Origin of the sequence: Acinetobacter sp. RIT698, assembly GCF_009668065.1 — a bacterium.
Classification (GTDB): Bacteria; Pseudomonadota; Gammaproteobacteria; order Pseudomonadales; family Moraxellaceae; genus Acinetobacter; species Acinetobacter guillouiae.
In genome coordinates this window covers 1-10,881 of the sequence record NZ_WJYH01000084.1, presented here as the reverse complement: position 1 = coordinate 10,881, position 10,881 = coordinate 1, and the positions used below count along the sequence as shown (strand labels likewise).

The 10,881-nt window shown below is 38.6% G+C and carries 10 protein-coding genes; 6 read left to right on the top strand and 4 right to left on the bottom strand.

The window, feature by feature from the left end; genetic code table 11:
- Positions 1-322: 322 nt before the first annotated feature.
- Positions 323-2,548, bottom strand: a complete 2,226-nt coding sequence (locus GJV03_RS20615) for a primosomal protein N' (RefSeq protein WP_056517360.1) — start codon at positions 2,546-2,548, stop codon at positions 323-325.
- 168 nt (positions 2,549-2,716) lie between these two features.
- Between GJV03_RS20615 and gspF the strand changes: the two genes are divergently transcribed.
- The 3 genes from gspF (at position 2,717) to GJV03_RS20600 (ending at position 5,014) form a co-directional block, all read left to right on the top strand.
- Positions 2,717-3,922, top strand: a complete 1,206-nt coding sequence (gspF, locus tag GJV03_RS20610; protein ID WP_004725548.1) for a type II secretion system inner membrane protein GspF — start codon at positions 2,717-2,719, stop codon at positions 3,920-3,922.
- A gap of 37 nt (positions 3,923-3,959) precedes the next feature.
- Positions 3,960-4,397, top strand: coding sequence for a type II secretion system major pseudopilin GspG (gene gspG, locus GJV03_RS20605; protein ID WP_004725550.1), 438 nt, complete (start codon positions 3,960-3,962; stop codon positions 4,395-4,397).
- A gap of 281 nt (positions 4,398-4,678) precedes the next feature.
- Positions 4,679-5,014, top strand: a complete 336-nt coding sequence (locus GJV03_RS20600) for a hypothetical protein (protein ID WP_004725552.1) — start codon at positions 4,679-4,681, stop codon at positions 5,012-5,014.
- 76 nt (positions 5,015-5,090) lie between these two features.
- Here GJV03_RS20600 and GJV03_RS20595 read toward each other — a convergent pair whose 3' ends face one another.
- Positions 5,091-5,354 carry a DUF2798 domain-containing protein gene (locus GJV03_RS20595; RefSeq protein WP_034617824.1) on the bottom strand — a complete coding sequence of 88 codons (264 nt, stop codon included), beginning with the start codon at positions 5,352-5,354 and terminating at the stop codon, positions 5,091-5,093.
- 349 nt (positions 5,355-5,703) lie between these two features.
- Here GJV03_RS20595 and GJV03_RS20590 point away from each other — a divergent pair, with 349 nt between their 5' ends.
- Positions 5,704-6,042 carry a tRNA-binding protein gene (locus GJV03_RS20590; protein WP_105713855.1) on the top strand — a complete coding sequence of 113 codons (339 nt, stop codon included), beginning with the start codon at positions 5,704-5,706 and terminating at the stop codon, positions 6,040-6,042.
- A 67-nt stretch (positions 6,043-6,109) separates the two neighbouring features.
- On the opposite strand, the gene lnt is transcribed toward GJV03_RS20590, so the two are convergent.
- Together lnt and GJV03_RS20580 are read right to left on the bottom strand one after the other, a co-directional pair.
- Positions 6,110-7,669, bottom strand: a complete 1,560-nt coding sequence (gene lnt / locus GJV03_RS20585; protein ID WP_154131012.1) for an apolipoprotein N-acyltransferase — start codon at positions 7,667-7,669, stop codon at positions 6,110-6,112.
- Complete coding sequence (locus tag GJV03_RS20580; protein WP_004816763.1) at positions 7,666-8,505, bottom strand: CBS domain-containing protein; 840 nt, start codon at positions 8,503-8,505, stop codon at positions 7,666-7,668. Before GJV03_RS20580 ends, lnt begins: the two co-directional genes overlap by 4 nt.
- Before the next feature lie 193 nt (positions 8,506-8,698).
- On the opposite strand from GJV03_RS20580, the gene tusA reads away from it, so the two are divergent.
- Both tusA and GJV03_RS20570 read left to right on the top strand, forming a co-directional pair.
- The gene (tusA, locus tag GJV03_RS20575; protein WP_004725563.1) at positions 8,699-8,956 is read left to right on the top strand and encodes a sulfurtransferase TusA; all 258 of its coding nucleotides are present in this window, start codon (positions 8,699-8,701) and stop codon (positions 8,954-8,956) included.
- Positions 8,957-9,198: 242 nt separating this feature from the next.
- The coding region (locus GJV03_RS20570) for a type VI secretion system Vgr family protein (protein WP_154131011.1) at positions 9,199-10,881 on the top strand (1,683 nt) is incomplete at its 3' end.

Sequence of the window (10,881 nt, the reverse complement as noted above, 5' to 3'; positions counted from 1 at the left end):
ATTTAATACACAATCTACCGCTAGATAAAGAAAAAGAAGAATCATGGGATGTTGATTATTTTTTATCTTCAGAATTAATTACTTTTTTACGAAATTATAAAACAATCATATCCGCAAGAAAAATAGTATTTTTTATCTGTGGAGAGCTAAGTCCTAAATATATTGAATAAAAAGTATTGAATTGGAATCAGCACCATGAAATTGATAAAAATACTGATAATTACAATTTACTTAATGGCAGGAAGTGGTTGTAATACATCAATATTCGGTTATGCAAGCAATTAAATCAAGATATGAGGATATTCAACATACAACAATAAACTCAACTCAATTCTTGCGGATCAACATCTATGGTGACTTTCATCGTAGAGGGTTTGCTATGTAACAGCTGTTGCCACCATTGACGAATATAAAAATGCATTTTTGCCCGATCTTGAGAAAGCAAAACCACATGGGCTTGGTAACGCCCTGCTTTACGCTCCATTGGGGCTGGAATAGGTCCCCAAATATCAATTAAATTCTCTTCGGCAGTTTGTCTAAGGAGCTGCGTCATTTCAGTCAGAAACTTTAAATTTTCTTCCTGATGTTTTGAATCACAACGGATCAAAGCTGTATAACGAAAGGGTGGAAGTAGCGCGGCTTGGCGATCTTTTAAGGTTTGTTTGGCAAAGGTCCGATAGTCATTATGAATCAAGGTGTTTAATAACGGATGATCAGGTCTTAGGGTTTGTAAATAGACCTCACCTTTCATTTCACCACGACCCGCACGACCTGCAACTTGAATAATTAATTGCGCAGTACGTTCTGTAGCACGGAAATCCACACTCAACAAACCTGCATCAATATCCAAAATTGCCACTAAGGTGACATAAGGAAAGTGATGTCCTTTTGCCAGCATTTGAGTACCAAGTAAAATGGTCGGTTCACTTTTCTGGATTTGATCATAAATCTTTTGCCAACTACCAACCCGACTGGTTGAGTCACGATCTACGCGCAAGACGGGGAAGTGAGGGAACAGCTCATTCAAGGTTTCTTCAACTTTGGCAGTTCCCATGCCAATTGGCTTTAATTGTTGTTGATTGCATTGAGGGCAAGCATCAGGCATACGATTAATCGTGCCACAATGGTGACAATGTAAATGCTGATAAGGCTTTAAATGCAGGGTAAAGTGAGCATCGCAGTTGGGGCAATTGGCCTGCCAACCACAGCTTTCACAGATAAGCACGGGGGCGTAACCGCGGCGATTTAAAAAAATCAGAACTTGTTCTTTTTTCTCTAAACGTTTTTTTATTTCAGCAATTAAAACATCACTTAAGCCATGCTGTTTTTTTGCCACTTTTAAATCAATCAAATGCATTTTCGGCATGATTGCGGCACCAGCACGTTGATTTAACTCAATCCGTGTCAGCTTTTCTTGGCGAGCAAGATAATAACTGTCGATGCTTGGCGTGGCAGAACCTAAGATAATCGGGCAATTTTCTAAATGTGCGCGATACATGGCCACATCGCGAGCATGATAGCGAAAGCCTTCTTGTTGTTTAAACGAAAGATCATGCTCTTCATCTAAAATAATCAAACCCAAATGTGGCAAAGGTGTATAAATTGCAGAACGTGTACCTAAAATAATAGAGGCTTTGCCCGTTTGCGCATGCTGCCATGCTTGTAAACGTTTAGTGTCATTTAAGCCTGAGTGCAGTAAGGCAATATTGCAATGAAAACGTGATTGAAAACGACTGATGGTTTGTGGGGTTAAGCCGATTTCAGGCACTAAAACCAAGACTTGTTTGCCTTGTTTAAGTACTTCATGCATTACTTGCAAATAAACTTCGGTTTTACCACTCCCAGTTAAACCATCCAATAGAAATGCTTGATATTTTTTTTGCGCTTTTAAAATCGCTTGAATAGCTTTCTTCTGATCGTCATTTGGCGTGAGGGGCATCTGTGCCAATTGCACAGGTTCTGGCGTGACATTTTGTGGTTCTAAATCACAACGAACAATGTCTTTTTTCTCAAGGATTTTGAGTGTGGCTGTCTCAACACCACTTAGATTAAGAATATTTTCCTGTGTCCCTTTCGGGTGTAGCTTTAAAATTTTATAGGCTTCTTGTTGTTTTTCAGAACGCTTAACTTTGTCTTCGGCATGTAAGTCTAAAAGTTTCCAGATACGTGCCAATAAATTATAAGGTTTACCTTGGCGTAATAAGGTAGGTAACGCCGTTTGAATCACTTCACCGATGGGAAATTGATAATATTGTGATGACCATGTCAATAAACTTAAAACTTTACTGTCTAGAATGGCCTGTTCATCTAACAGTTCAGTAATGGCTTTGAGTTTAAAATGAGAATCCACTGGTTCATCAATCGGTACTTTCTTGACAATAACACCAATCAGATTTTGTCTGCCAAAAGACACTGCAACACGCGCACCGACTTCAGCTTGCGCATATTGTTCAGCGGTGACTTGGTAATCAAAGCAGTCATTCAAATAGACAGGAACAGCAACTTGAATACGATAAATCGTCTGTGGCGTAGCAAGGGTATTCGACATTTTTAATTTAGTGACTCATTAATTTAGTGAGGCTGTGATGAAATTGTTTCATGTCCAGATTCGGCTTGTGTTAGAGTGTAACAGTCATCTATAAACATGAATATGAATGATTTATAGGGTATGACGCAACAGCGTAATCAAAAAATTTTGGAAAACTAGAGCATAATAATGCCAGCATATCAATTTACTGCAATTGATGCTTCAGGAAAGCAGCAAAAAGGCGTGTTAGAGGGAGATTCCGCACGCCAGATTCGACAACAACTACGGGACAAGGAATTGATTCCTGTCACGGTGGATGCTGTTGAACAAAAAGATAAAAATAAAAGTTCAGGATTTTTTCAACGTAAATTCTCGGCTTATGATCTGGCTTTAATGACACGTCAACTTTCTGTTTTGGTCGCTGCTGCGATTCCTTTAGAGGAAGCATTACGAGCAGTTGCCAAGCAAAGTGAAAAAGTGCATGTACAAAATCTTTTACTTTCGGCACGTTCAAAAGTGCTTGAAGGGCACTCTTTGGCTCAAGCGATGCAACAAACAGGACGCTTTCCAGATTTGTATATTGCGACCGTTGCTGCGGGTGAACGTTCAGGACATTTAGATTTAATTTTAGATCAATTATCTGATTACACCGAAAACCGCTTTGCGATGCAAAAGAAAATTCAAGGTGCGATGATCTATCCAATCATCTTGATGTTTATGTCTTTTGCGATTGTGATGGGGTTAATGACGTATGTTGTTCCAGACATCGTTAAAACCTTTGACCAAAGTAAGCAAGCCTTGCCATGGATCACTGTGGCGTTAATGAAAGCCAGTGAGATTATTCGGCAGGCTTGGCCCTTTATGCTGGTGTTTAGTGTGGTTGGGATCTTTTTATTGATTCGATTCCTACGAACTTCTGCGGGGCACTATGCTTTTGATCGTTTAACACTCAGATTGCCATTATTTGGTAAATTATCTCGTGGTATAAATGCAGCGCGTTTTGCTAGTACCTTATCTATTCTTACCCAATCAGGCGTGCCATTGGTCGATGCTTTAAAAATTGGAGCAGCGGTGAGTAGCAATTGGGTGATACGAGATGCTGTTAATATTGCAGCAGAGAAAGTCACAGAAGGTGGAAATCTTGCAACACAATTGGAGCGTTGTGGTTATTTCCCACCGATGATGGTACAAATGATTAAAAGCGGTGAAGCTTCGGGTGAGTTAGATCGAATGTTAAGCCGTGCATCAGATATGCAGGATCGAGAAGTATCCTCATTTATTTCAACATTATTGGCTTTACTGGAACCCTTAATGTTGGTGTTTATGGCTGGTATTGTTTTGGTTATTGTGATTGCAGTCATGTTGCCAATCGTCAATATGAACAATATGATTTAAGCCAATTATTTTTATAAAGAATATAGAGAGTAAGCAGATGCAACGAAAGATGAATAGGACTCGTCAGTCAGGTTTTACCTTAATTGAAGTGATGGTTGTGATTGTTATTTTAGGCGTACTTGCAGCATTGATCGTACCCAATGTGATGGGACGTGGTGAAAAAGCCAAAGTTGACACCACTAAAATTGCATTAAAAGGTGTAGCGGGTGCTTTAGACCAGTATAAACTGGACAATGGGCGTTATCCAACAAGCCAAGAAGGTGGTTTAGATGCGCTTGTAAATCAACCTGCAACGGCTAAAAACTGGTTACCTGGTGGTTATGTTAAAGGTGGTTATCCGAAAGACAGTTGGGAAAATGATATTCAATATGTAATCCCTGGTTCTGAAGGTCGTAAATTTGATTTATATTCTTTTGGTGCCGATGGTAAACAAGGTGGTGAAGGAAATGATGCAGATATTTATTACCAACCTTAATTGAAGATTATTTAGGTTATTATTTATGGGATTAATCACTTCATTTAATCGAGTTAATAAATATTGAGTGAAGTGATAATCTTTCTTGTTTGCTAAAGTGTGTTTAATTTATTGAAATATAACATCTATTTAAAATAACGATGTTTGAGAGTTATAATAAGAATTATTCCCATATTTAATAGTTACAAGAAAGTTAAATTGTGTATAAAAATAGACTTTTTATTTAATTAAAAGCTTGCATAATAGTTCTCAGGGCAATCTGAATTGCTTAGGAGGATGAGATGAAAGCATTATTATTACCAGATGAAATCAGCCAATTTCATTGGACTATGCTCAAATCTGTTCTTTTAATTTTGAGCCTATTACCGATTAGCCAGTTTTTTCTCAATATTTGGCAAGTTGCCGATGCCAATAGCCAGATCATGATTGGTTTTATGGCGATTAGCGTATTTAGTGCATTATCTATTATTAGTTTTTATAATGCCTTAAATTTGACAGTATTTCAGTTAAAAACTGAATTCTCATCATTATTAGAACAATATTTAGTACGTTCATATCGTTATGTGCCAATGTTATTTTTAGCTGCAATGATGTCTTATTTGGTGACTCAACTTTAGTTGAAATATCATGGAAAACCGAGGGTATAATCCTCGGTTTTTTTGCACTACAATTTAATGATTCAGGTTTATTCAACTAAGTCGGCTGAACCAGGCTCATGGTGATTTTGCGCACAATAGGTAAGATAAACAGTAACACTGGAAAGGCAATCAGCCAAGAAATCCCCCAAGCTGAAAGCCATGTGTATAGCGAAAAATTCTCAAAACCCATGCTTCTGAATGTACTGATACATGAAACAATAAATGTCATGATAATAGACAGTAACAAAGGTAAAACAATCGCTGCATAGCGATGTGGAATCTTTTTAAAATTAAAATAAGATGATTTAGAATTTTGCATTTTTTACTCCGTAAACCAACAAACGCCAGTGCCGAACCAAAATATTAAAATCTTGATTTAAATAGCCCCAAGCCTTGTTGGAGATATGTTGGCACGTTGATTGACGTAAACGTTTACGACTTTATGATCAGCGAAAATAATTTAGCATAAACTTGAAAAAAATATAATAAAAAATGCGCCGAAAATATTTTCAATTTCGTTTTGATAGGGCTTGGATTGAGTCTGGATTGAACATGATTGTCTTTTTAACAGGATCATTTGTCTGTTTTGTATAAGGTTGATCGCTTTAAATTTATCTAAAATGATTTTATCTCTTGAGATGAATTGATAAAAATACGAGGACTCAGCAATGCAACAAATAGAATGGAATGATTTTCTTAAAGTAGAGTTACGGGTAGGAAAAATTATTCAAGCCGAAGTGTTTGAGAAAGCGCGAAATCCTGCTTATATTTTGCATGTTGATTTTGGTGAAGTGCTTGGTGTAAAGAAATCGAGTGCGCAAATTACCAACCTGTATCAACCTGAAGATTTAATTGGGAAGCTTGTGGTTGCTGTTGTGAACTTTCCAAAAAAACAAATTGGACCGATTCAGTCAGAGTGTTTAGTGACGGGTTTCCATAATCAAGATGGGCATGTGACGTTGTGTGTGCCTGATGCAAATGTGCCATTGGGAACAAAGTTACTTTAATCATTGAATCAAGCGCTTTGTTGAAGCTGACCTCATCTCCTTAAACCAGAGATGAGGGATTCAAACATTAACGTCTAGATTTAAAGCTAATATCGACTGCTTTAGGTCGATAGATCCAACCTAAAATTAATAATAAGAGGGATAGCAATAAAATAGGATAATCACTAAAGCGGGTGTACCAAGTTTCACCTTGCATGGCAGGTAAATCACCACGAAGCACAGCTTTTTGATCTACAGGGGCTTGTTTTACAATATGTCCATTGTGGTCAATAAATGCTGTTACGCCTGTATTGGTAGCACGAATAAACCAACGTCCATTTTCCTTGGCACGCATTTGCACCATTTGAAGATGTTGTAATGGGCCTGCTGTACCGGTGAACCAAGCATCATTAGAAACAGTCACTAAAAAGTCACTATTAATCGCATTTCGTCGAGTGAGATTCGGATAGGCCACTTCATAACAAATGGCTGCAGCTAAATCATGTCCTTTAATATTAAAAGGTTTCTGATTGGATGCACCTTGGGAAAATCCACTCATGGATGGATCATTTTGTAGCGCAGGTAACACCCAAGCCAATAATCCTGAAAGTGGAATATATTCACCAAAAGGCACCAGACGTTGTTTTTTATATAAGCCTGAAGAATCCGCGCCAGAAGCCATCATACTGTTGTAGTACATTGGATAGCCATTTTTCTGTGATTCTTTTAAGTCCCAATAAGGAATACCCGTTACCCATGCTGTGCCTGAACTTTTGGCTTGTTGATCCATCATATCCAAGAATTGTTGAATATCTGTTTGGAACAACGGAATCGAGGATTCTGGCCAAACAATCAGATCTCGGCCCCATTCAGTACGGCTTAAATTGACGTAAATTTCTAAGGTTTTAACCTGATATTCAGTCAACCATTTTAAATCTTGCGGAATATTGCCTTGAATCAAAGAAACGGAGAGCGGCTTTTCTGCTTTCGGTTGTACGAAAGTGATAAACGATGCGCCCCATGCGCCAAGGATTAAAATGATTGCAGGAAAGATCCAAAAGACTTTTCTATTTAAAATTTCAACCAATGCACAAGCAAGGATAATCACAACAAAAGATACTGCAAACACACCAAAGAGTGGAGCATAGCCATCTAAGAGTCGTTCAGTGAATGCGTAACCTGCAAATAACCATGGAAAACCCGTAAAGACCCAAGTCTTCGACCATTCAAAAATAACCCACAAAGGAGCGAAAGTTAATGGCGTTTCAGGAAAGAATCTACGATATACCCAAGTCTGAATCGCGGTAAAAAGCCCCATGACAATGGCCATGATGGCGATCATCAAGACACTTAATACAGCATTGGTATCTCCATACACATGAATCGATGTATATAGCCAGAATGCGCCAACAAACCATAGGCCAAAACCATAGCTTAAGCCAATCGCAAATGCTTGGCGTGGTGTACGGCTTTTTAAGCAAGCATACAGTAGGGCAGGCGATAAAATTGCCAACCACCACCAATAATAAGGCGCTAGTGCTAAACTGAACACTGCGCCTGACATTAACGAAATCAATAATGGGAAAATGAAGGGCAGCTGTTTTTGTTGTTGTGATGAATTTAACAGCTTGTCAAAGTATGCTCTCATTTATGTACAGCTCGAATCAGATGAATAGTGCGTGCATCTGCTTCAATAATTGTAAATTCCCAATCTTCAAGCTCAACCACTTGGCCTTGAAGATCACTCACTAGACCAATTTCTTGAAGCAGTAATCCGCCCATAGTCTCTACTTCATCGTCAGGAAATTCAGCATCTAAAACATTGTTAAAATGTTCGATTGGTGTAAGTGCTTGCACAATCCATGTATTGGCTGTGGTATGGGTTGTATCTGGAATGATAAATTGCGCTTCTTCGTCAACGTTATCATGCTCATCTTCAATTTCGCCGACAATCTCTTCCAGAATATCTTCTAAAGTGACCAGACCTGCTGTTGAACCATATTCATCAATTACAATGGCAATATGGGTTTGAGTGTTTTTTAACATCCTCAAAACTTGGTCGGAACGGGCACTTTCTGGGACAAATAATGGCTGACGCATTAACGCATGCACATCTACAACAGATGAACGATCAGTTAAAAAGGGTAAAAGATCTTTAGCAAGTAAAATACCCACGACGTTTTCAGGCTGATCAGAAGAGAAAACAGGGAAACGTGAATGTGCAGATTCAATAAGAATATCTAAAATATCAAGAAGTTGATCATCTTCTTGTAAACTGACCATCGCTGTGCGCGGAGTCATGACTTCACGGATTTTTGTTGCTGGAAGGTCTAATACGCCTTCTAACATTGCAACAGTATCGGGTTCTAAAAAACGACGTGAATCTTGTACTAATTTTAGCAGTTCATCCCGGGTTTCTGGCGCTGTTCCTAACCATTTGCGTAAGCCACGCATTCCCCACGATGGGCCTGATTCCTCGTGCATGATCTTTCCTAAAGACGCTTAATATCTAGTAAATGTTTTTTTATCATACCGAAGAAAACACAGATGTCTATCTATTAAATAAGGTAAATAGATGAATGTATGTGTCATATTATAGATATATTGCAAGCCTTATTCATTATTTGAGTTTGTGTTAAAATTATTGATTGATTTCGCTTCTTTTTGAGAATAGATAATGTCTGAGCCGATGCCTACAGCAAGCATTCAATTAAACACGCGTGGACTACGTTGTCCTGAGCCTGTAATGATGTTGCATCAAGCAATTCGTAAATCTAAATCAGGTGATGTCGTTGAAGTATTTGCAACTGATAATTCAACCTCTTGGGACATTCCTAAATTTTGTATGCATCTCGGTCATGAGTTGATTTTACAAGAAGAAGTACTAGATGATGCCGGAAATAAGGAATTTCATTATTTAGTGAAGAAAGGTTAAAAGATCATGATGGGTGGAAATCAGTCTATGTTATATGTAATGATTTCCCTTTTATTGATTTAAAAATATTGAAATTTATTTAGCCTATTTTTAATGGCTAATAAATTTATGTTATATGTAATTTATTGAATTTTAATAATTATATTGTGGATATTAAATCATTTTACAAAATTAAAAATGACAGAATTTTGACTTATGATTATAATCTAAACATATTTTTTAATAATAATTAACTCATTCAAATGAACAGCTTAGTAAATAGCATTTATAAAATATTGGATCAGCTTGGACTAAACGCACAAAAACGAGCCTTGCATATCCAATTTAGCAATCCTGATTTGACTGCTCAAGTCTTCTTACAACGTATCGATGGACAACATGGTCTAAACCAAGGTGTGTCTGTTGAATTGATTTGCCTTGCCACTTCAGCAACGATTCCGCTTAAACAATTTATCGGTAGCCAAGTGGCCATTGATCAAGTCACAGATCATGGACAACTGTTTCGTAGCACAGGGGTGATTACTGAAGCGGCACAAGGGCAGAGTGATGGCGCACTAACGCTATATAAACTCAAACTCGAAGATGCCACTTCACTGTGGCATAAACGCCGTAACAGCCGAGTGTTTATGAATAAGTCGGTTGTGCAAGTCATAGAAACGCTGTTTAAAGAATGGCAAGACAAAAGCCCACTCTTTGCCTCCAGTCTAAGCCTGAATAAAAGTGGACTGAAAAAAGACTACGATATCCGACCATTTATCATGCAGAGCAACGAAAGTGACTATGCATTTTTAAGCCGCTTGATGCGCAGTGAAGGGATCAACTGGTTGATTGATGAAGCACAATTGATTGTGCCTAGTTCTGCGACTCAAATTCAGCCGCAAAAACTACGTTTGGTGGATGATAACAGTGAATACAAAGCGCTAGAACGAAGAAAGATTCGCTTCCATCGTAGCAGTGCCACAGAACAACAAGACAGCATCACCAGCTTTATCGGACAACGTAGCTTACAACCCACTGCTGTCCATGTACAACGCTGGCAAGCAGATGTGTTAGAGCAAGAAGAGGGTGCAGGCAGTGTTCAAAGTAAACATCAACATAGTCAAAACCAAAACAATGCCAGTCTTGGTTTAGAACAGGCTTGGCATATCAGCCCAGCATGGATTCAAGACCTAAATGGTGAAGACCAAGCAACCGCTTCAAATAACAATCAGATTGAAAAGATTAACCAAAACCTCAGTCATTACTACGATGCCCAATCCAAACAATTTATAGCTAATTCCACTGTACGTGATGCACAAGTGGGGTATTGGTTTGAATTGAATGAACACCCAGAAATAGACCAACACAGTGGCTCAGACAAAGAATTTCTGATCACGTCAAAGACATTCTATAACCACAACAACTTACCCAAAGAACTGAATGAGCAAATTAATCGCTTGCTCCAACAGAGCAATTGGGTCAATTCAAATGTAGACTCAAACAACCCAGAGCGCCAAGCCAATCAATTGGTGCTACAACGCCGTAATATCACCACTGTTCCTGAATACCACCCACTACAACATCGTCCAAGTACCCATCCACAACGTGCCAAAGTGGTTGGGCCAAGTGGAGAAGAAATCCATGTCGATGAATGGGGACGTATTAAAGTTCGCTTCCTGTTTACCCGCAATGAAGATCATAGTCATGATGGTGGTGCAGGAAGCAATGACAACGACACCGATTCCGCTTGGGTGGATGTACTGACCCCGTGGGCAGGTGAAGGCTATGGTGCGCGGTTCTTACCGAGGATTGGTGAGATTGTGGTGATAGATTTCTTTGATGGCAATATTGACCGACCATTTGTGGTGGGACGTATCCATGAAGCGCAACGGAGTCCAACTAAATTTGATGACAAAGGCCAATTGCCTGATACCAAAAAATTAGCG